At 73.5% G+C, this 21,606-nt stretch carries 12 protein-coding genes; 9 read left to right on the top strand and 3 right to left on the bottom strand.

Going from position 1 to position 21,606, the window contains the following annotated elements; all coding sequences use genetic code 11:
- Nucleotides 1–145: 145 nt before the first annotated feature.
- From ACFWW8_RS22825 to ACFWW8_RS22865, 9 genes are all read left to right on the top strand, one after another.
- Entirely contained in the window at nt 146–886 is a 741-nt protein-coding gene (locus ACFWW8_RS22825; protein ID WP_386530780.1) for a TauD/TfdA dioxygenase family protein, read from the top strand.
- A gap of 22 nt (nt 887–908) precedes the next feature.
- Nucleotides 909–1,343 (top strand): aspartate 1-decarboxylase, encoded by a 435-nt coding sequence (gene panD / locus ACFWW8_RS22830; protein WP_386530781.1) that lies wholly within the window; start codon nt 909–911, stop codon nt 1,341–1,343.
- Nucleotides 1,340–2,728, top strand: coding sequence for a DUF6002 family protein (locus ACFWW8_RS22835; protein ID WP_386530782.1), 1,389 nt, complete (start codon nt 1,340–1,342; stop codon nt 2,726–2,728). Before panD ends, ACFWW8_RS22835 begins: the two co-directional genes overlap by 4 nt.
- A 48-nt stretch (nt 2,729–2,776) precedes the next feature.
- Nucleotides 2,777–4,012: a hypothetical protein gene (locus ACFWW8_RS22840; protein WP_386530783.1), complete on the top strand. Its 1,236-nt coding sequence runs from the start codon at nt 2,777–2,779 to the stop codon at nt 4,010–4,012.
- A complete protein-coding gene (locus tag ACFWW8_RS22845) occupies nt 4,009–5,172 on the top strand; it encodes a hypothetical protein (protein WP_386530784.1) in 1,164 nt (387 codons plus the stop codon). The genes ACFWW8_RS22840 and ACFWW8_RS22845 overlap by 4 nt, the downstream gene beginning before the upstream one ends.
- Nucleotides 5,108–6,481 (top strand): aspartate aminotransferase family protein, encoded by a 1,374-nt coding sequence (locus tag ACFWW8_RS22850; protein WP_386530785.1) that lies wholly within the window; start codon nt 5,108–5,110, stop codon nt 6,479–6,481. Before ACFWW8_RS22845 ends, ACFWW8_RS22850 begins: the two co-directional genes overlap by 65 nt.
- Nucleotides 6,482–6,558: 77 nt before the next feature.
- Nucleotides 6,559–7,404 (top strand): class I SAM-dependent methyltransferase, encoded by an 846-nt coding sequence (locus ACFWW8_RS22855; RefSeq protein WP_386530786.1) that lies wholly within the window; start codon nt 6,559–6,561, stop codon nt 7,402–7,404.
- A gap of 100 nt (nt 7,405–7,504) precedes the next feature.
- Nucleotides 7,505–8,737 (top strand): MFS transporter, encoded by a 1,233-nt coding sequence (locus tag ACFWW8_RS22860; protein ID WP_386530787.1) that lies wholly within the window; start codon nt 7,505–7,507, stop codon nt 8,735–8,737.
- A gap of 263 nt (nt 8,738–9,000) precedes the next feature.
- Nucleotides 9,001–9,216: a DUF6243 family protein gene (locus ACFWW8_RS22865; protein WP_386530788.1), complete on the top strand. Its 216-nt coding sequence runs from the start codon at nt 9,001–9,003 to the stop codon at nt 9,214–9,216.
- 107 nt (nt 9,217–9,323) lie between these two features.
- On the opposite strand, the gene ACFWW8_RS22870 is transcribed toward ACFWW8_RS22865, so the two are convergent.
- From ACFWW8_RS22870 to ACFWW8_RS22880, 3 genes are all read right to left on the bottom strand, one after another.
- Nucleotides 9,324–12,317, bottom strand: coding sequence for an AMP-binding protein (locus ACFWW8_RS22870; protein WP_386530789.1), 2,994 nt, complete (start codon nt 12,315–12,317; stop codon nt 9,324–9,326).
- A gap of 294 nt (nt 12,318–12,611) precedes the next feature.
- Nucleotides 12,612–15,872 (bottom strand): amino acid adenylation domain-containing protein, encoded by a 3,261-nt coding sequence (locus tag ACFWW8_RS22875; RefSeq protein ID WP_386530790.1) that lies wholly within the window; start codon nt 15,870–15,872, stop codon nt 12,612–12,614.
- Nucleotides 15,869–21,529, bottom strand: coding sequence for an amino acid adenylation domain-containing protein (locus ACFWW8_RS22880; RefSeq protein ID WP_386530791.1), 5,661 nt, complete (start codon nt 21,527–21,529; stop codon nt 15,869–15,871). The genes ACFWW8_RS22875 and ACFWW8_RS22880 overlap by 4 nt, the downstream gene beginning before the upstream one ends.
- Nucleotides 21,530–21,606 lie beyond the last annotated feature (77 nt).

The following is a 21,606-nucleotide window of genomic DNA, read 5'->3' on the forward strand; positions in this document are numbered from 1 at the left end:
GACAGGGGATATGCCGGACTCCATAGAGTGGGGGTCGCCGACCACCGGTCCGGCTTTCACTCCGAGGAACAGTGCGGCTGAATTTCCACGAATCCCTTTGAGATGACGCATTCTCTCAGGGGGCCCGCATGTGTGTGGAGGAAGGGTGGCTCATTCACCGATCAGCATTCTGTCCCAGGTCGATTTCAACGGTAACGCGTTGACCGGCGAGCTCTTATCGAGGACTTTCCATCAGTTGATGGACGAGCACGGGTACGTGCTCATGTGCAACGTTCCCGACGAGTTCGACTACGTCCGTTTCTGCCGAGATCTCGGGGATTTCGTACCGAACTACACGGGGGCCGTCGTCGGGGACGTCCGACCCGAGCCCGGCATGGACGACGTCTATCACGCCGGCAACACCCGCCCCCTCACCCCGCACTCCGAGGGCTATGACTTCGCCGTCACTCCGCCGCGTTACATCGCTCTGTGGTGCATCACCCCCGCATCGGGGCCCGGCGGAGAAACCACCCTGATGGACACCCGTCCGCTGGTGGCCTCCCTGACCGACGTCGAGCGCAAGCAGCTGCTCGAAACGGATTACGCGTGGAAGACCACGGAGGGCGTTCAGCGTCTGGGGCTGGACCTGAAGACGCGCCACCCGATACTCGAAGAGCGGGCCGGACGCGACATCGTCCGGTTCAGCTGCAACAACCTGATCCGTGACGACGACGATTTCGCGGCCGGACTGCAGAGCCGCTGGCATGCCGCTTTCGACCGCCACCACGTCGCCGTGGAATACCACGAGCGGGACATGCTCGTCTGGGACAACTGGCGCCTGCTGCACGCCCGCAACGCATTCAGCGACCGCAGCCGTCATCTGCGCCGCATACAGATCGCCGGCTGACCGGCCTCACGAGGAGTTGCTCATGCACCGCACGATGCTGCACAGCAAGATTCACCGAGCCACGGTCACCCAGGCGGAATTGCACTACGTCGGTTCGGTCACCATCGACCGGACCCTGATGGACGCCGCCGATCTCCTGCCCGGTGAGCAGGTCGACATCGTCGACATCGACAACGGAAACCGCCTCACCACCTACGTGATCGAGGGCGAACGCGACAGCGGCGTGATCGGCATCAACGGAGCGGCGGCCCGGCTGATCTCCCCGGGAGACCTGGTCATCATCATCGGATACCAGGTGGTGGCCGACGAGGAGGCCCGAACGGCGAGCCGGCACGTGGTCTTCGTCGACGAGCGCAACCGCCCGCTCTCCATCGGCTCCGACCCGGCCGAGGTGCCCGACTTCGCGGAAGCCGCACGGCTGGTGCGCGGCGACGTGGTGGAAGGGGCACGCCGATGACCACGACCCTCCCCTCATCGCCGGACCTCGCGGCCACCGACGGCCACGCCGACATCCGCCGGCCCTCGGCGCTCGCCCACTACGACGCGGAGTTACGGGCCGTCCTCGCGGCAGCGGGCGAGGCGCCCGCACCGGCGGGCGCGCACGGCGGCGGGTTCGCCCCCGGCTGGGAACTTCCGGCCCCCGGAGCCGACCTCGAGCGCTTCTTCGCGCCCTCCGGCATCAGCGCCCACACGCTTGACGAGGCGGGGGGCCGGCGCATCGGCCTCCTCAACCTGATGCACAACCCCCGCACCCGGACGACCAAGACGTTCGCGTCCCTGGTCATCGTCGCCCGGGCGGTGGCGCACATCCGCCGCACCGGCGAGCCCATCATGATCGTCACGCCGTCCAGCGCGAACAAGGCCACGGCGCTGCGCGACGCGGTACTGCGCGCCCACGAGTCCGCTCTGGTCACCCCCGAACAGTTGCGCATCGTGTGCGTGGTGCCCTCGACCTCCACCGCCAAGCTCTGGCACTCCGGCCTCGCCGACGACGAAGCCTCCCGGACGGCCCATCCGGTGACGGTCCTCGCCACCGACGAGCCGGGCGACGTGAAACAGCTCGCCCGCGCGGTGGTCGACCAGGAAGCCGAGGCCCTGTTCGCCGACACCGGCATCCGCCTCTGGCACTCGCTCGATCTGCGCAACTACATGGTGGCCGACGCCGTACGCGCGTTGTTCGAGCGGGACTTCCTGCCCCCGGGTGAACGCACCCACGCGCACTCGGTCTCCAGTGCCTTCGGCCTCCTGGGCCACTTCCACGGTCAGCAGTGGCACACCGGGAAGGAATGGCCCGGCGTCGGCGGCCAGTACTTCCTGGTGCAACACCTCGGCACCCCGGACATGGTGGCCAGCCTCCACCACGGCCGATTCGACCACCGGCCCACGTGGGTGTCCCGCGACGGCCTCTACCACCAGGACCAGGACCCGCACTTCCCGCAGATCGCCCACGACCCCGGGGAGCAGCTCGACGCCACCTTCTACACGCACAAGCCGGCCACCTCCCCGCGGATGAACGAGATCATCCGCCGCCAGGGGGGAGGCGGAGTCGTCGTCTCCCTCATGGAGTGCCTGCAGCGCTATCCGCGCATCCGCCACATGCTGGCCCCGCACGGCGTCCACCTGCCCGCCGACCCCCGCGACCTGCGTGAATGGTCCCTGGTCATGGCCCTCACCGGTGTACTCAACGGCGTCGACCGCGGCCTGATCGGCACGCGGGAGATCCTCGTCCACGGATCGGGCTCCTACGGCACCGGGGACTTCCGGACCGCGGACCCGCGGCACCTGCGACACATCGACTCCCTGGACGGCCTGCGCCAGGTGGTCCGCACCGCCGCGGCCTGACGCCGCGCCCGGCGCCGGCATCCCTCACCACACGCCCGGGAGTCTCCTGTGTCCGTTTCCCCCGCTCCGACCGAGTCCCCCCGCGCCGCCGCCCTGCCGATCCCGCCCCGCGCGGGCGGCAGGGCGGCGGCCCGGTCCGCCGCTCGCGCCCGCCTGACGTACGCGTGGAACAACAGCCCCGCCCCGGGCTGGCGCACGCTGCGGCGGCTGCACGACAGCGCGCCCCGCCCCGTGCCCGTGACCGTGTCCCGGGCGGAACAGGGCCAGCCCAGCATCGCCTACCTGGGACTGCCCCAAGGCGAGGCGAACATCCTGCAGCTCCTCGAACACCAGCGCTCCCGAACCGGTGGGGGCCCCGTCCACCGCGAGAGCGGTCGCCTGCGCCTGCGGGACCTCGCCGCAGGCAGCTGGCCGGACGCGGACATCGTGGTCGTGGGCGCTCACGCCCGCCAGCTGGAACACCTGCCCACCGCCGGGTCCCTGACCGCCCCCTTCCGCGTCCACCTCGTCGTGGACGTACCGTCCTGCGCCGAAGAACTGGACCGGCAGACATCGCGCCGTGAGCGGTGGGAGTTCCGGCGCAACCAACGCGAGCACCACTGGGCCCTCGAAGAGGACGCCTCCGAGGAGGCACTCGACTTCTTCTACCGGACCATGCACCTCCCGACCATGCGCCGCCGCCACGGCGAGCGCAGCCGCACCGAGAGCCCCGAGGTGGCCCGGCACGCCATCCTCCGCGAGGGGACGCTGATGTTCGTCACCTCCGCCGGAGTACGCGTCGCGGGAGTCCTGTGCCACTGGTCGAAGGACCGGCGCACCCTGACCACCCGGCTGCTCGGAGTCCGCGACGGGGCTCAGCGGCACTACGACGAGGGCGCCTTCAAGGCCGTCTACCACCTGCTCCTGAGGTGGGCCCTGGAGAACGGGGTCGCTCACGTGGACTTCTTCGGCACCGAAGCCTTCCTCAGCAAGGGCATCTTCCAGTGGAAGCGCAAGTTCGGCCCCCGCGTGACCCTGCCCCCCAACCACTTCTCCGACAAGCGCATCCGGCTCTACGTCCGCCGGGACACCCCGCGGACCCGCGACTTCCTGGTCGCCAACCCCCTGCTGGGCATCGAACCCGGCCCCGGCGGCCCCGTACTGACCCCCACCTACTTCACCGACTCCACGCGGCCGCCCCGCACCGACATCAGCGCACGCTGCCCCGGGCTGCCCGAGCCCCGCTTCATCGACCTCGACGCCCTTCTCGCCCGCCCCACCGCGACGGCCGGGACCGGGACATGAACGCGCCGCTCGTCGCCGTCGCCGGCACAGGGGCGTTCGCCGGGGCCCTGGTCCGCGCGCTCGCCCGCCACCCCCACCCGCTGCGCCTGCACGTGCTGAGCCGGGACCCGAACCGGGCCCGGCAGCTGGCGGACATCGCACGGGACCACTCCCACCTGGCCGGCACCCACACCGTGTGCGGATCCGACCCGCTGGACCCCCACGAACCGGACCAACCGCGCCGCCTGCTGGCCACCCTGCGCCCCGACGTCCTGGTGGCAGCCGGCTCCGAACAGTCCCCTGCCGAGGGCCGGAGCACGCCCTCCGCGTGGACCGACCTGCTGAACCGGTCCGGTTTCGGACTCACCCTGGCCCTGCAGAGCACCGTGGCCGGGAACCTCGCCGCCGCCTGCGCGGAGGCGAGCCCCGGCACCACCCTCGTCAACGCGTGCTTCCCCGATGCCGTCAACCCCCTGCTCCACGCCGGAGGTCTGCCCGTCGTCTGCGGCCTGGGCAACGTAGCCACCCTGGCATCCGCCCTGTCCGCCCGGCTGGGCCTGCCCGACCAGCAGCGCCTGCGTCTGCTCGCCCACCACGCCCACCTGCACGCCCCGGCCGACCCGGACGACGACGTCCGCGGATGGCTCGACGGAGCCCCGCTGCCCGAGCTCCGGTCCCTCCTCACCCCGGTACGTTCCCGGCCGCGCCACCACCTCAACGAAGTGGGCGCGGCCGCCGGCGCGGCCGCCGTCGCGGCGCTCGCCGGCAGCGGCCCCGTCCACACCGGCCACCTTCCGGGCCCGCACGGGCTCCCCGGCGGCTACCCGGTCGTCGTCGGCCACCGGCAGGTGCGGCTGCGCCTGCCCGACGGCGTCTCGCGCGAGCAAGCCGTGGCGTGGAACCTGCGTCACGCCGCACTCGACGGCGTGGCGGTGGACCTCGACGGCACCGTGCGCACGACACCGTCCGCACTGGCCGCACTGCGGCTCCACTGGCCCGACGCCCCCCGTACCTACGGCCCGGCCGACCTGGCCGACGTCCGCGACCGGCTGCTGCGCCTGCGTGCCCGCCTGCGGACCCTGCCCGCCCTCCCCACCCCGGAAAGCGCCCATCACCATGATCACGAGCAGGTCGACCACCGACACCCCCGCCCCGCGACCCTCCGCACGGCAGGCACCTGACAGTGCCGTCGGCCACCACGCCGAAGCCGGACCCGACCCGCTGCTCGCGCGGCACCGCCGCGTCCTGCCGAGCTGGGTCACCCCCTACTACGATCAGCCGCTGGCCCTCAGCCACGGCAGCGGACGCCACGTCACCGACACGCGGGGCCACACCTACCTCGACTTCTTCGCCGGCATCCTCACCAACTCACTCGGCTACGACCTGCCCGAATTCCGTGAAGCCCTCCACCGGCAACTGGCCACCGGTCTCACCCACACCTCCACCCTGTACCTCATCGAGGCCCAGGTCCGGCTCGCGGAACGGCTGGCGGAGCTGTCCGGACTGTCCGACCCCGCCGTCTTCCTCGTCAGCTCCGGCACCGAGGCCAACGACGCCGCACTGCTGGCGGCGCTCTGCCGGGCCGGCAACAACCACGTGATCGCACTGCGCGACGGCTACCACGGCCGTTCGCTGAGCACCACCGCCGTCACCGGCCTGCCCGGATGGCGCCCCAGTCCCTACTCGCCCCTGCGCGTCACCCTGGCGGACAACGGCGCCACCCGGCCCGGGGAAACCCGTACCGAAGCCGACGACGACATCGCCGTCCGGGCGGTGCGCGAGGCCCTGGAGAACGAGGGCGACGCCGCCGCCCTCATCGTCGAACCCGTACAGGGGCTCGGCGGATTCCACACGCCGCCCTCGGCCCTGCTGCGCCGCTACGAGGAACTGGTGCGCGACAGCGGCGGCGTCCTGATCAGCGACGAGGTCCAGACCGCCTGGGGCCGCACCGGGCAGGGCTGGTGGGGCTACCAGCTGCACGGGCTGCGTCCCGACGCCCTCACCTTCGCCAAGGGCATCGCCGGCGGCCTCCCCATGGGCGGCCTCGTCGCCGAACGCGCGCTCCTGGACAGCCTCCCCGGCAAGTCCATCTCCACCTTCGGAGGCAATCCGCTCTCCTGCACCGCCGCCCTCGTCACGCTCGACGTCATCCGCGACCGCGACCTCCTGCGCAACGCCGACGAGATCGGATCCCTCCTGCTGGCGCGGATGCGCACCCTCGAAGAAGGCGAACCCCACCTGACGGCGCCCCGCGGCCACGGCCTGATGCTGGCCGTCGACCTGATCGAGCCCGGCAGCGGCAACCCCGCACCCGCGACGGCGCGCGCATTCGTGTCGGCATGCCGCGACCTCGGCCTGCTGATCGGACTGGGGGGACCGCACGGCAACTCCCTGCGCATCGCCCCGCCGCTGACCGTGAACGCCGAGGAGGCACGCGCCGCGGCCACCGTCCTGGAGCAGTCCGCCGCCGCGACCCGCCCCACCGGATGACCCCCAACCCCGTGCCCGCCCGTCTGAACGAACCGACGCGACCGCTTCGCGGTACGCGGACAACCGAGGAGCACCGCATGACCATGGCGGAGAAGTACCTGATGGGAGCCGCGACCAGCGAGCTGGACCGCATGCTCTTCCAAGGCGAGATGTTCCGACCGGAGGCCGAGCGCCTTCTGGACCGGTGCGGACCCGGACCGGGCGCCCGCGCGGCCGACGTCGGCTGCGGACCGCTGGGCATCCTCGACCTGCTCTCCGACCGTGTCGGGCCCGACGGCGAGGTGGTCGGGCTCGACGTCCAGCGGGAGATGCTCGACCTCGCCCGCCGGCTCCTCGCCGCTCGGGAGCCGGCGAACGTCCGACTGGTCGAGGAGGACGCCGCGGACACCACCGAGGTGAGGGGCAGTTTCGACTTCGTCCACACCCGGCTGGTCCTGATGAACGTGCCGCACTCCGCCGACGTACTCTCCTCCATGATCGCCCTGGCCCGCCCCGGCGGCACCGTCGCCGTCCAGGACGTCGACTGGCTTTCCCGCGTGTGCGACCCGCCCCATCCGGCATGGGCCGAACTCGTCGACATGATCGCCGAGTTGTGGCGACTCAACGGTATGGACGTCCATCTCGGCCGGCGTCTGCCGCGCCTCCTGCGCGAGGCCGGACTGACCGACGTCGGCGTCGACGCGGGAATCCGCGTCTTCCAGAACGACCATCCCTACCAGACGCTCGTCGTGGACCGGGCCGAACTGTGCCGGGAGGCCCTGGTGGAACGCCAACTGATCGGACACGCCGAGCTCGACCGCCTCATCGGCGCATTGCGCGACCACCTCGCGCAGCCGGGGACCATCGTCGTGCACCCCATCCTCTTCCAGGCCTGGGGACGGACCCCGGACGAGCCGGTCGCGGGCACGCCGCCCGAAAGGTGATTCCGCCGGCGGGAAGCGGGATACGCATGACAGACGACCGCGGCCCCACCCCATCGGTGGCCGCGGCCGCATAGCGCAGTCATCAGACAGAGGAACACGCATGGACAAGCGACGCATCGTGCGACGACTCCTGACCGCACAGGGGGTGAACGGCTTCGGGGACGGTCTGTGGTTCAGCATCTGGGCGATCTACCTCACCCAGATCAGGCACATCCCGGCCGGGAGCATGGGGCTCGCCATGGGCATCGGCGGTCTCGTGGGGCTCCTGGCCGCCGTCCCCATCGGCGTGGCCGCCGAGCGCCGCGGCCCCCGAGAGGTCCTGTGCACGGTGATCGTGCTGCGCGGGCTGGCGATGATCGCGTACGTGTTCGTCGGCGGGTTCTGGTCCCTGCTGTTGGTCACCACGCTCTTCTCCGCCGTGCAGAGTTCCGGTGTCGGAGTCCGCGTGACCCTCGTCTACGGACTGATGCCGGCCGAAGACCGGGTCAAGGTGCTCGCGCAGGGCCGGGTGGTCCAGCACATCGCCTACGCGGCAGGGGCGGGCGGCGCCATGCTCGTCCTGGCCAGCGGGCAGCCGTCGGTCTTCGTCGTCGCCGTCCTGGTCGACGCGCTCGCCCTGCTCGCGACAGCCGCACTGACGATGATCGTCCCCTCCGTCCCGCCGGTGCCGCGGGAACGCCGGCGCTCCGGCACGCAGGCACTGCGCGACGTCCCCTACGTATCGATCATGAGCACCACGGCACTGCTGTCGCTGTGCTGGGCCCTGCTGGCGACCGGGCTTCCCCTGTGGATCGCGCAGGGCACCCGTGCTCCGCTGTGGACGGCGGGTCTGGCGGTGGTGGTGAGCTCCGTGGCCATCGCACTCTTCCAGGTACGAGTCAGCCAGCGCTCGGTGGAAATCCCCGCAGCCGTCCGGGCGACCCGGATCTCGGCCCTGGCCCTGGCCGCTTGCTGCCTCATCTTCGCCGCCGTCTCCTGGGCCCGGTCACCGCTCCTGGCCACCTGCGTGATCATCGGGGGAATGGCGGCCCACGTGGTGGGCGAGCTCTACTACGTCTCCTCACGCTGGGGGCTCTCCCTGGGGCTCATGGCCAAGAACGCCGAAGGGCAGTACCAGGGCGTCACGGCCAGCACCGAGGCGGCTGTCGTCGCCATGGGCCCCGCACTGGTCACTTCCCTGGTCACCGGCCTGAGCGAGATCGGCTGGGTCATCCTCGCGGGCCTGTTCGTCCTGTCCGCCGCGCCCGTAAAGGCCCTGACCCGCCGGGCCACGCGCGACACCTTTCGAGCCGCAGCCGGAGACCAGCCGTCCACCCACAGCGTCAAGGCGTGAAGCGCTGGGGCGTCCGTGTGACGCGCCGGGCCGCCGAGGAGGTGGCGCTGCCCCCGGATGACCATCGGGTACACGGCCGTCGCCGGGGCGGGGAAAGGGTTGGTGTGCGGGATCGCCGGGACCGGGTAACGTCTTTGTCATGTTCTGCCGGGCGCCGATTCACGAGTGAGAGCGTGATGGGCCCCGCTGGCGTCCTTCGACGCCGCCGCCCGTCCCTCACCGATGAATCCGCAGATCACCTCACACCACGACCGGGAGAACCCGTGACCGTCAGCAAGAACATCAACAACCCCGTGGGCCAGGGCGGCGGCCAGCGCAAGAGGCTGTCCCGCGCCGAACGGCAGAACAACGGTCCCCACCGCAACTTCGACCGGCAGGGTGCCGCCGACCAGAAGGCGGAGCTGGTGCGCAAGATGCGCGAGAAGGCGGTCGCGCCCGAGGGCGCCGGCCAGGCGGGCGACGACACCGCACAGGGCTGACGCACGCGCTGCCGCGGAGCGGCGCCGCACGGGGCAGGGCCCGGACCGCGACGCGCGGTCCGGGCCCTGCCGACGTACCGGGCGCTGCCGGTCCCCCCCCGCGGGGGTCACCCGCAGGCGGCGGTCAGCGCGGCGGTGAACTCCCCGGCCAACTCGGCGATGACGGGGAGGTCGAAGGCCAGCGCGTTGTACTGCAGCCAGCACCGCAGGCCGCCGTCCGGCTGCTCGACCACCGTCAGCTCGGGCACGCCCCGGTCGCCGCCCGGCAGCGGCCACGGCACGGTGCTGCCGCGCGGCAGCTCCCAGGGCGCGCAGGCCAGGCCGGGGAGCTGCGCGGGCGCGGCCCACGCCTCGTAGCGGATCCAGGCCGCGAACGGCACGGACGGACTGAACTCCGCGAAGGGGTACAGCTGGTGGTCCAGCGCCTCGCTGTAGACCGCTCGCAGCCGGTCCACCAGTTCGGCGAAACCGGGCCCCCCGCTGGCGTCCACCCGCAGCAGCAACGACTGGACGAAGCAGCCGACCGTGCGCTCGGCGTCCGCGCGCGGGCGGCCGGGCACCGGGGTCATCACCACCAGGTCGGGACGGCCGCTGCGGCTCGCCAGCAGTCCGGTCCAGGCCGCCGTCACGGCCAGGAAGGGTGTGGCGCCCAGCTCGGCGGCCCGGGCCCGCAGCGCCGCGGCCAGCGGAGCCGGCACCTCGAACTCGTGCGCCGTGGTCAGCACCTCGTCCACCGCCCGGCGGCCGGCGAACTGCTCGACGGCCTCGGGCGCCCCGGCGAGCGCGGTCCCGAAGTGGGCCCGGGACGCCGGCCAGTGCGCGTTCGCCCAGTCGACCAGCTCCGGGTACTCCGGCCCCGAGCGGGCCGGCGGGGCGGGCCGGCCCCGCCGCAGCGCGGAGTAGAACACCCCGAGGTCGGCCAGCAGCACACCGACCGACCAGCCGTCGGAGACCATGTGGTGCATCGCGACCATCACCACGTGGTCGGTCTCCGACCGGCTGACCACCAGGAGGCGTGCCATCGGGTCGCGGGCCAGGTCGGTGAGGCGGTCGCGTTCGGTCAGCAGCAGGGCGTCGACCTCCGCGTCCGTGGCGCCCGGGGCCCGGGTCAGCGTGATCCGTACCCGGGGATCCTCGTCCAGCACCGCCCGTACGAGCCCCTCGCCCACCGCCTCGAACCGGGTCCGCAGCGCGGGATGGCGCCGGACCGCCTCGGTGAGCGCCAGGCCCAGGGTTTCCGGTTCCAGCCGGTCGGCCACCTTGAACAGTGCCGTCACCGCGCCGGCGTCCCGCCCGGGGGCCTCGGCCATCCAGCGGAAGAAGTTCTCCTGCTGCGAGGTGAGTGCGACGGCGTGCGGCTGCGCACGGAGCGCGGCCAGGTAGGGCGTCACCGTCTCCGTCCCGGCAGCCGCCGCGTCGGCCGTGGTCCGCCGCCGGTCGGGGTGGTCCACCCAGGCCGCCTGGGAGCGCAGCGAGGGCCGCTCGAAGATCATGGCGGTCCGGGCCCGGACCCCGAACTCGTCGCTGATGCCGGTGGCGAGCCGGACCGCCCGGAACGAGTCGCCGCCGAGCGCGAAGAACTCGGCGGCCACATCGGTGACCGGTCGGCCGAGCAGGCGCCTCCACAGCCCGGCCAGCCGCAGTTCCGTCGGGGTGGCCGGGGCGGCCACAGGGCCGGCGGGCTCCGCAGGCACGTCGAACAGCGGGCGGAGCCGGTCCTTGACGACCTTGCCGCTCGGGTTCCTGGGCAGGTCGCCGGCGAACAGGATCCGGACCGGCAGTTCGGGCCGGCTCAGCCGGGCGCTCAGGAACAGCCGGAGCTCGTCCGGATCCAGACCGCCGGGAGCGGCCACCACGACGGCCACGGGGACGGCGCCCATCACCGGATGCGGCAGGCCGAGCGCGGCGGCGTCGGCGACAGCCGGGTGCTCGTGCAACACCTCCTCGATCCGCAGGGTGGAGACCTTCAGCGCACCGCTCTTGATGACGTCGCTCTCCCGGTCGACCAGGTACAGGTAGCCGTCCGGGTCGAGGCGCCCGACATCACCCATCCGCACCCAGCCGTCCCGGAACACCCGGTCGCCCGGCCCGGCGGCACCCAGGTAGCCGCGGGGCGGTCCGGGCTGGCGCAGCCAGACCTCGCCGACCTGCCCGGCGGGCAGCGGCAGCCCGTCCGCGTCGAGGATACGGAGGTCACCGGGGTCGGCCGGGCGGCCCAGCGAGCCGGGGCGGCGGGTGTCGACCACGGTGGAGATCTGCGCGGGCGAGGCCTCGGCGGAGGTGTACGTGTTGACCAGCGTCGCGCCCGGCAACGCCGCGGCCAGCGCGGCGGCCACCGGTACGGGCAGGGCGGCGGCGGAGGAGTTGACCAGGCGCAGACTGCTCAGGTCGTACCGCCCGGCGGTGCCCGCGTTGACCAGCTCGATGGCCATCGAGGGCACCAGGAAGGCGGTGCCGATCCCGAACTCCTCGACCGCGCTGCCGAACGCGTCCGCGTCGAAGCGCGGCAGGCTGAGCGTGGTGGGCGCGGCGGTCAGTGCTCCCAGCAGCATCACCTGGCCCGCGTTGGTCCCGATCGGGAAGGCGTGCAGGGCGTGCCGCGAGTGCGCGTAGGCGCGGCGGCGGGGGCGGGCGGTCAGGCCGGCGGTCAAGTTTCCGTGTGCGGCGAGCACGCCCTTGGGCGCGCCGGTGGTGCCGGAGGTGCCGATCACCTGGGCCGGGTCGGCCGGGGTGACCCGGTGGGGCGGGCCGGCCGGCGGTTCGGGGTGCGCCGCCAGCAGGGCGTCCAGGCGCAGGTCCCTCAGTCCCGGGACACTGGGCACCTCACCCTCCCGAAGGACCGTGCCCGCTTCGGCCAGCACGGCCAGGGCGGTGGCGTCGGCTTCGGACAGATCCTCGCGCACCGGGACGGGCACCCCGCCCGCGTACTGGACGGCGAGGAAGCCGACGGCGTACCGATCCCAGCGCGCGTTGGAGAACCGCAGCGCCACCCGGTCGCGCGGTCCGACCCCGGCGGCGGCCAGCCCGACGGCAGCGCGCAGGGCCTCCTCGCGCCATCGGCGGTAGGTGAGTTCCCCGCCGCCGACGACCCGCAGCGCCACCTGGTCCGGGTGTTCGGTGGCCCGCGCGTCGAGGAGCTCCGGGACGGTCGTCGCGGCGGGCGGCAGGGTGGTGGCGATGGCGTTCTCCGGTGAGGTGAGGTGACACGAGGTGAGACGAGGTGAGGTGAGACGAGGTGGGCGGTCGGCGTACGGCGTCAGGCGTCAACCCGTCCGCGTCGCCGGTCTTCTGAGGGATCGTCGGATCGGGGGAGTCCGCCGCGCCGGCGGAGCCGAGCGCGGCTGCCCGGACTCCGCCGGCGGTGACGAGGCCCGTCCCGGGATCCGTACGCGGAGTCAGTCCAGCCGGTCGGCGGTCTGCTCCTCGCTGAGGGCGTCGATCTCCGCGATCAGCAGTGCCTCGATCCGGGCCGCCAGGGCCGCCGGGGTGGGGCTCTCGAAGACGTCGCGGATCGACACGTCGAGGCCGACGCCGGCCCGGATGCGGGCGGCGACCCTGGTGACCAGGAGCGAGTCCCCGCCGAGGGCGAGGAAGTCGTCCAGTACACCGACCCTCGGTACGCCGAGCACCTCCTGCCAGAGGCCGACCACCAGCGCCTCGGCATCGGTACGGGGCGCCAGGTACCCGGCGGCGGCGCCCGCCGGGTCCGGGTCGGGCAGGGCCCCGGTGTCGAGCTTGCCGTTCGCGGTGAGCGGGAGGGTGTCGAGCAGCACGACGGCGTCCGGCACCATGAAGGCCGGCAGGTGCAGCGCCAGGTGCTCGCGCAGTTCGCCCGCCTGCGGCGCGGCGGCGGACCGCTGTCCGTCGGCCGGTCGCAGGACGGCGTAGGCGATCAGCCGGCGGCCGTCGCGGACCTGCACGGCCGCCCGGCCGACAGCGGGGTGGGCGGTGAGGGCGGCCTCGACCTCGGCGGGATCGATCCGGTATCCGCGGATCTTCACCTGGTCGTCGGCGCGGCCGCGGAACTCCAGCTGTCCGTCCGGGCGCCACCGGGCGCGGTCCCCGGTGCGGTACATCCGGCCGTCCGGGGCGTCGGCGAACGGATCCGGGAGGAAGGCCTCCGCCGTCAGCCCGGGCCGGACCAGGTAACCGCGTGCGAGGCCGCTGCCGCCGATGTACAGCTCGCCCTCGGAACCGGCGGGCAACAGGCTGCCGCGCTCGTCCAGGACGTAGAGCCGCACCCCCGGCAGCGGACGGCCGAGCGGCGGGCGCCGCTCGGTGGCGGGCCCCCTGCGGGCGGGTCCGCCGGGGCCGCCGGCGAGATCGCCCGCGGTGACGATGACGGTGGCCTCGGTCGGGCCGTAGGTGTTGACCAGCCGGACGGTGTCGCCGTGCCGCTCCCGCCACTGGGCCAGGGTGGCGGCGCGCGCTTCGGAACCGCCGAGGACCACCAGGCGCAGCGCCGGCGGCCACGGCGTCCGGTCTCCGAGCGACACCAGTTCCTGCCAGTACGCGGTCGGCAGGTCGAGTACGGTGACGGACCGGCCGGCCTCGGAGTGCAGCAGGTCCGGCAGCATCCGGCCGCCGCCGGGCAGCAGGACGACGCAGGCGCCGGCGGTGAGGGCGGGCCAGATCTCCTCGGCGTGGGTGTCGAAGCCGATGGAGGCGAACTGGACGATCCGGTCGCCCGGCCGGAGCGCGTAGCCCTCCGGTCCGGCCATCCACCGGACGCGCTCGGCCAGCGCGGCGTGCTCGACGGCGACGCCCTTGGGGACGCCGGTGGAGCCCGAGGTGTAGAGGACGTACGCGAGTCCGTGCGGGTCGGTCCCGGGCAGCGCGGCCCCCGCGGGCGACGGGCTCCCGGCGCCGATGGCCCCGGCCCGCCCGGTCCCGGTGTCCGCATCGCCGACGGACAGCGCCGGGACCCCCAGGTCCGGATGCTCGCCGCCGGTGAGCAGCAGGACGGCGTCCGCCTCGCGGAGCATCAGCCGCTGGCGCTCGGCCGGGTGCGCGGGGTCGAGCGGCAGGTAGCCGGCGCCCGCCTTCCAGATCGCCAGCAGGGCGGTGACGAGTCCGAAGGACGGCTCGATCCGGACACCCACCGCACGGCCGGCCACCGGGCCCAGCCGGCGGGCCAGCTCGTCCGACGCGCGGTCGAGTTCGGCGTAGGTGCGGATGCTGCCCCCGCACTCGACAGCGGGCGCGTCGGGACGGGCGGCGACCTGCTCGACGAAGCCGCGCAGGATCGGCCCGGCGTCCTCGGGGACGGAGGGGCCGGCGCCCAGCGCGAGCAGCGCGGCGCGCTCCTCGCCCGCCGGCAGCCAGTCACCGTGCAGCGGGACCTCCACGTCCACGACGGCCCGGGCGAGCAGGTCGCGGACCCGGCGCGCCAGGGCCTCGACCGTGGCGCGCTCGAAGAGCTCCCGGTCGAAGCAGAACGAGAGCGTCATCCCGCCGTCCGGGGTACGCCAGCTGTCCAGCAGCAGATCGGTCTTGGCCCGGTCGAAACCGGAGTCCATGCTCGCGGTCCGGACACCGGCGGGCAGCGTGGTCCGCTCGTCCGAGCCGGCCAGATCGTACTGGCTCTGGTGGACGAACACCGCCTGGTAGAGCGGGCCGACGCCGGGCAGTACCGGAAGCTCCAGCGCGGCGGCCACCCGCTCGACCGGCACGTCCTGATGGCTCAGCGCGGCCATCGTGGCGGAGCGCACCCGGCGCAGCACGGTGCGGAAGTCGGGCTCGCCGGTGAGGTCCGCACGGATCACCCCGGTACGGGAGAAGTAGCCGAGCAGCGCCTCGTGGGCGGTCTCGTTGCGGCCGGCCAGCGGGGTGCCGACGGCGAAGTCGTAGCTGCCGCTCCAGCGGGCCAGCACGCTCTGGTAGGCGGCGAGCAGCACCATGAACGGGGTGCAGCGCTGCTCGCGGGCCAAGGCGTCGAGTCCGGCGACGAGCTCGGGGCCGAGGGCGAGGTCGGCGAAGCCGGCCGGGTGGGCGGGCTCGGCGGGCCTGGGGTGGTCCAGCGGCATCCGCAGGGCGGTGACGCCGGCCAGCCGCCCGGTCCAGTACCGGACCGCCTCCTCGGCCGCGCCGCCGTCCAGCCTGGCCCGCTCGGCCAGCGCGTACTCACCGAACTGAAGCTTGAGATCCGGCAGTTCGGCCGTACCCTCGCCGATTTCCTCGCGGTACAGCGCGAGCAGTTCGCGCCAGAGCACGGTGAACGACCAGCCGTCGGAGACGATGTGGTGGACCACGACGCTCAGGGCGTGCTCGTCCTCGCCGGCGCTGACCAGGACGGCCCGCAGCGGCGGGCGCTCGCCCAGGTCGAAGGGGGCGTTGACGAAGGGGGCGCAGGCCGCGGTGAAGGACTCCTCCGCGGCGTCCGGTACCGGGATCAGGACGAGCTCGACGTCCCGTACGGGCTCCACGAGTTGGACGGGCTGTTCGCCCTCCAGGGCGAACCGCGTACGCAGCACCCGGTGGCGTGCGGTGAGCCGGGTGAGCGCCGCGCCCAGTGCCCGCGGGTCGATCGGGCCGCTCCAGCGACGGTTCAGGTACATGTTGAACCCGGTGTCCTGGGGCCTCAGTTGCTGGAGGAACCAGAGGCGGCGCTGCTCGTCGGTCAGCGGATGGCGGGCGATCGAGGCAGGGGAGGTCATGTGCTCATCTCGCTTTTCGCGCGGGCCTGCAGGGTCTCCAGGCCGATCAGGTCGTCGGACTCGGCGTCCGGGACGTCCCGGTCGAAGCGGGCCAGGACGGGAATGCAGAGGCTGATCAGGACCAGTGCGGCCATGGCGAGGCCGAACACCAGGTAGAGCAGGCCGATCCCGCGCCCGTCGCCGGTGCCGATCAGTGCGCCGACGCTGGAGGCCAGCGCGCCGCCCTCGTCCATCAGGGGCTGGAGCAGCTCGGGGCCGGCCGGGGCGACCAGGGCGAAGCCGATCGGCAGGGTGGACCAGGCGACCATGGTGTTCACCGCGATCACCCGGCCGTGGAAGCGCATCGGCACCTTGGTCTGGACGACCGTCGCGTAGATGCCGTTGAGCAGCGCCAGCCCGTACGTCATGCCGAACGCGCCCACGGCGACCACGGTCACCGAGGGCCGCAGGCCGGTGACGATGCAGGCGGCGGCGAGGCCGAGGGTGGCGAGCAGGACGCCGCGCAGCCGCATCCGGCGCGGGCCTCCCCAGACCAGCAGCGTGAGGCCGCCGAGTACGGCGCCCAGACCGGCCGCGGTGGAGACCCAGCCGGCCGCCGCGGTAGAGGAGAAGGAGAGCACCAGCGGGGTGACGAGCAGGAACAGCGGGGAGAGGAAGATGTTCAGCACCGCGAACCAGAACAGCATGGCCCGGAAGTGGCGGCTGCCCAGCGCCCGCTGGAAGCCGGCCCGGATCTCGGCGGCGACGCTCTCGCGGCGCGTGGCGGCCATCGCGTCGGGGAAGCGCACCGCCAGGGTGACGCCGGTGGCGATCAGGTAGCTGACGACGTCGAAGACCAGGATGCCGCCGAGGCCGATCACGTGCAGGATGCCGACCGCGATCAGCGGAACGAGGAACTGGGCGAGCCCGAACGCCATCTGGACCACACCGTTGGCGCGGCCGAGGAAGCGCTTGGGCACCAGCTGCGGCACCGCAGAGCCCCAGGCGACGCGCTGGAAGGCGAGCGCGGCCGAGAGCACGGAGATCATCACGTAGCAGTGCCAGGTTTCCAGCGAGCCGCTGAGGTAGAGCGCCAGCAGTGCCGCCTGGGTCAGCCCTGCGGCGACGTCCCCCCACAGCATCACCCGGCGGCGGTCGCCGCGGTCGACGATGGCGCCGGCCAGCGGGGCGACCACGATGCCGGGGACCAGGCCGAAGGCGGCGAGCAGGCCGAGCTGGAACAGCGAGCCGGTCTGCAGGTAGACCCAGATCGGCAGGGCGAACTCGGTGAGGGCCGAGCCGATCATCGAGAGCTGCTGCCCGGTGGCGATGGCCAGGAAGCGGCCCATCGTCGGGCGGACGGGTCCGCGCCGGCGGCCCTTCCGGGGCTTCCCCGGCGTCCCGGCCCGCTCCGACTCCTCCGGCTTGCCGGGGTCCGGACCGGGGTCCGGACCGGGGTCCTGACCGGGGTCCGGCGCGGAGTCCTGGTCCGACCCGGCGGCGTCGCGGGAAAGGCCGGCCAGCCACCAGGTGGCATCGGCGGTGCGTTCGTGGCGGGCCTCCTCGCCCGCGGCGATCGAGCGGTGCACCCCGGTCAGGATGTCCGCCAACTCCGCGGCGCGGTACTTGAGGTAGAAGTGCCCGGCCTCGTCCAGGACCACCACGGCGGCGGTCCCGGTGATCCGGTGCCACTCGCGGAACCGCTCCTCGTAGAACTCGGTCGCCGGATCGCGGTCGCCGCAGACGGCGATCACCGGCGCCCTGATGGCGCCGCCCTCGCTCTCGTACAGCTCGCCGAAGTAGCGCTCGGCGCCCTTCGTCCCGACCCGGCGGTTGTGCACGATCAGCCGCAGCTGGTCCTCGTCGACCTCGTCCACGTCCAGGCCCGCCGCGGCCAGGGCGTTGATCATGCCCTGGTCGCTGCGCAGGCGGGCGGACAGCTCGGCGAAGCGCTCCGCCAGCGCGGCGCCGCGGCCCTTCGGACGGGCGAACGGGAAGATGCCCCCGAGGTGCACGGCGTCGATCTCCCGGCCGGCCGCCTCCACCCGGCGGGCGATCTCCACGGTCAGCCGTACACCGACCCCGCAGTGCCCGTAGAGCACCAGCGGTCCCGCGACGTGCGCGACGATCTCCTCGGCGCACAGCCAGGCGACCTCGTCGATGTCCATCGCCTCCTCGCCCAGCTCGTGGCCGGGGACGGCGATGGAGTGCAGGGCCCAGTCCGCCGGCAGGGCGTCGGCGAGCGGCTTGTAGATCAGTGCGCTGCCGCCGCCGTAGGGGGCGCAGACCACGCTGGCGGCCACCGCGCGGCGCTCGGGCGTGAGCAGGTGCAACAGCCGGCGCGGGCCGCGGTCGGCCTCGGGAGTGGCCACCAGTGCGGCGAGCCGACGGACCGTCGGATGCCTGAAGAGGTCCATCACGGCGACCGGGGTGGCCAGGTCGGGGAAGGCCCGGCGCATCCGGGCGACCACCTGGGTGGCGAGCAGGGAGTGGCCGCCGAGCTCGAAGAAGTCGTCCAGCGCGCCGACCCGGGGGAGGTCCAGCAGGTCCGCCCACATGGCGGCGATCACCTGCTCGGTCCCGTCCTCCGGATCGACGTGGGCGCCGGCGGGCGGGCCGTCCGCCGGCGCGGGCAGCGCCTTGCGGTCGACCTTGCCGTGGGCGAGCAGCGGCATCCGCTCCAGTACCACGTAGCGGGCCGGGACCATGTAGTCCGGCAGGACCTCGCCCAGGGCGGCGCGCAGTTCGGCGGCCGCCGGCGGTTCGCCGCCGGCGGGGCGTTCCAGGTAGGCGACGAGGTTCTGCCTGACGCCCTCGCCGCGGGCCAGGACCACCGCCTGGGTGATGCCGGGCAGGGCGGTCAGGGCGGCCTCGATCTCGCCGGGCTCGACCCGGTAGCCGCGGACCTTGATCTGGTCGTCGCCGCGGCCGAGGTACTCCAGGGCTCCGTCGGCGCGCCAGCGCGCCAGGTCGCCGGTGCGGTACATCCGCGGACCGCCGGGCGAGTGGGCGTACGGGTCGCGGGGCGGGTCCGCGCCGGCCGGTGCGGCGTACGGGTCGGGCAGGAACCGCTCGGCGGTCAGGTCCGGCCGCCCGAGGTAACCGCGGGCCAGCCGGTCCCCGCCCACGTACAGTTCGCCGGTGACGCCGGGGGGAACGGGGTTGCGGGCCTCGTCCAGCACGTAGCAGCGTCCGCCGGCCAGCGGACTGCCGATCGGGGTGCTGCCCGGCGCGTCCACGCCGTCGGCGGTGACCTCGTGGACGGTGATCCCCACCGTCGCCTCGGTCGGCCCGTAGTGGTTGAACACCGCGCACCGGCCCAGCGCGGCGATGCCCGCCGCCCAGGACCAGCTGCTGGCCTCGCCGCCGAGGACGAGCGCGCGGCGCGGCAGCAGCTGCTCGACCGGCGCGTCGGCGGTCAGCGCGGCCAGGTGGGAGGGCGTCATCTTCAGGTAGTCGATGCCGGCCCGCTCGATCTCCGCGGCCAGTTCCACGCCCGCGATGCGGCGCGGCAGCAGGTGCACCCGGCCGCCGGTCGTGAGCGCCAGGTAGAGCATGGTGATGCTGAAGTCGAAGGAGAGCGACTGCAGCAGCCCGAAGGAGGCCCCGGGTTCGATCCGCAACCGCTCGCGAGCGCCCGCGAGGTAGTTGAGGACCTGCCGGTGCTGCACCGCGACGCCCTTGGGCGTGCCGGTGGAACCCGAGGTGTAGATCACGTACGCCAGGTCGTCCGGGCCGGAGACCTCCTCCAGCGGCGCCCCGTCCCGCTCCGTCGCGTCACCGTCGTCCTCGTCTGCTTCGTCGCCGGTCAGCAGGTCGGCCGCCGGGTGGTCGCCGAAGCGGGCCCGCAGCACGGTGTCGGTGATCAGGACCTTGGCTCCGGCATCCGCGACCAGGTGGGCGAGCCGGGCGGGGGGCTGCTCGGGGTCGAGCGGCAGGTAGCCGCCGCCGGCCTTGAGGACGGCGACCAGGGCGACCGCCAGCTCGGCGGACTGTTCCAGGCAGACGGCCACCCGGTCGTCCGCGCCCACGCCGAGCGACCGCAGGCGCCGGGCCATCGCGTCGGCGCGCCGGTCGAGGTCGCCGTACGTCAGCGTGCGGTCCCGGAGGACCAGGGCCGGCGCCCCGGGCGTCCGGGCCGCCGTCAGGGCCAGTGCCCGGGTGAGCGTGGCGGGACCCCCGTCCGGCAGCGCGGGACCGGCGGCCCAGGTGCCCAGTACGGCCGTCCGTTCGGCCGCGCTGAGCAGCGGGAGCCGGTCGACCGCCAGTGCGGGGTCGGCGACGCCGGCCTCGGTCAGCAGCCGGAACCGCTCGGCGAGGCGCTCGACGGTGTCGGCGTCGAAGAGGTCGGTGCGGTAGGTGAGCAGACCGTAGAGGCCGCCGTCCGGCTCCTCGCGCATGTAGAGGGCGAGGTCGGCGTGGGTGGTGGTGGCTTCGTAGCCGAACCCCTCGGCGTCCAGGCCCGCGGCGGCGGGGGCGGAGGAGGCAGGGTCGCCGTAGTTCTGGAAGGCGAAGGTGGCCTGGAACACGGCGGCGCGGCTGACGTCGCGCTCCACCGCGAGATCGCTGACCATCTGCTCGAACGGCACCTCCTGGTGCGCGTACGCGTCGAGCGTGGTCTCGCGGACCCGGCTGATCAGCTGGCCGAAGCCGAGGTCGGCGGAGAGCCGGGCGCGGATCGGCAGCATGTTGACGAACGCGCCGACCACGCCTTCGAGTTCGTGGTGGAGACGCCCCGCGACGGCGGAGCCCACGGCGAAGTCGCGCTGGCCGGTGTGCCGGCTCAGCAGGGCCTGGAACGCGGCCATCAGCACCATGTACGTGGAGGCGCCGTAGGCCCGCGCCGCCTCGCCGACCTGACGGGAGAGCTCGGCGCTCCAGTGGAACTCGGTCGCGGCCCCGTCGAAGGTGAACAGCGGTGGGCGGGGGCGGTCGGAGGGCAGTTCCAGGGCTGGTACGCCGTCGAGTTCGATGCGCCAGTGCTCTCGCGAGGCGGCGAGCCGACCGTTCTCCAGACGGTCTCGCTGCCAGGCCGCGTAGTCTCCGAACTGCACGGCCAGAGGCGGGAGTTCCCCCGGGGCACCGTGAGCGTGATGGGCGTAGCGGAGGTCGAGCTCGCGGTTGAGGAGATCGATCGACCAGCCGTCGCAGACGATGTGGTGCATCACCAGGGCGAGGACGTGATCGTCCTCGGCGATCCGGACCACCAGGGCGCGAAGGAGCGGGCCCGCCTCCAGGTCGAAGGGCACGGCGATGAGCGCGCCGAGTTCGGCGGCGGCGCGCGCCCGCGGATCCGGGTCCGCACCGGCGTCCAGGTGCTGGGCGGCGAACGGCGCGGGCTCGGCGACCCGGACCTCGGCGGTGCCGGTCTCGGTGGTACGGAAGGTCATCCGCAGGCTCTCGTGGCGGGTCACCAGGTCGGTCAGCGCGGCATCCAGCGCGGCGCGGTCGAGGGGGCCGCGGAGCCGGCGGGCCGGCGCCAGCGTGTAGGCCGTGGAGCCGGGAGCGAGCTGGTCCATGAACCAGAGCCGTTCCTGGCCGCTGGAGAGGGGCGGTGCGGTGTCCGCCGGGCGGGGGTCCACCACCCGCGCGGGGGCCGCGGCGCCGCGCAACCGCTGGCTGAGCAGGGCGCGCTTGGCTGCGGACCAGCCGGTGGGCAGGTCCTGGGTATCCGTCATCGGGTTCCTGTTCGGGCGTTCGGCGGGAGAGGTCGGAGATGCGGACGCGTCGGGGCCGGGCGCGGACCGGGCGCGGA

Origin of the sequence: Streptomyces sp. NPDC058701 (assembly GCF_042715295.1) — a bacterium.
Classification (GTDB): domain Bacteria; phylum Actinomycetota; class Actinomycetes; order Streptomycetales; family Streptomycetaceae; genus Streptomyces.

Bases quoted from the DNA above. Each gene is read 5' to 3' on its own strand.
- panD (WP_386530781.1), top strand. From the start codon at position 909: ATGCACCGCACGATGCTGCACAGCAAGATTCACCGAGCCACGGTCACC.
- ACFWW8_RS22835 (WP_386530782.1), top strand. From the start codon at position 1,340: ATGACCACGACCCTCCCCTCATCGCCGGACCTCGCGGCCACCGACGGC.
- ACFWW8_RS22845 (WP_386530784.1), top strand. From the start codon at position 4,009: ATGAACGCGCCGCTCGTCGCCGTCGCCGGCACAGGGGCGTTCGCCGGG.
- ACFWW8_RS22850 (WP_386530785.1), top strand. From the start codon at position 5,108: ATGATCACGAGCAGGTCGACCACCGACACCCCCGCCCCGCGACCCTCC.
- ACFWW8_RS22855 (WP_386530786.1), top strand. From the start codon at position 6,559: ATGACCATGGCGGAGAAGTACCTGATGGGAGCCGCGACCAGCGAGCTG.
- ACFWW8_RS22860 (WP_386530787.1), top strand. From the start codon at position 7,505: ATGGACAAGCGACGCATCGTGCGACGACTCCTGACCGCACAGGGGGTG.
- ACFWW8_RS22875 (WP_386530790.1), bottom strand. From the start codon at position 15,872: ATGACCTCCCCTGCCTCGATCGCCCGCCATCCGCTGACCGACGAGCAG.
- ACFWW8_RS22880 (WP_386530791.1), bottom strand. From the start codon at position 21,529: ATGACGGATACCCAGGACCTGCCCACCGGCTGGTCCGCAGCCAAGCGC.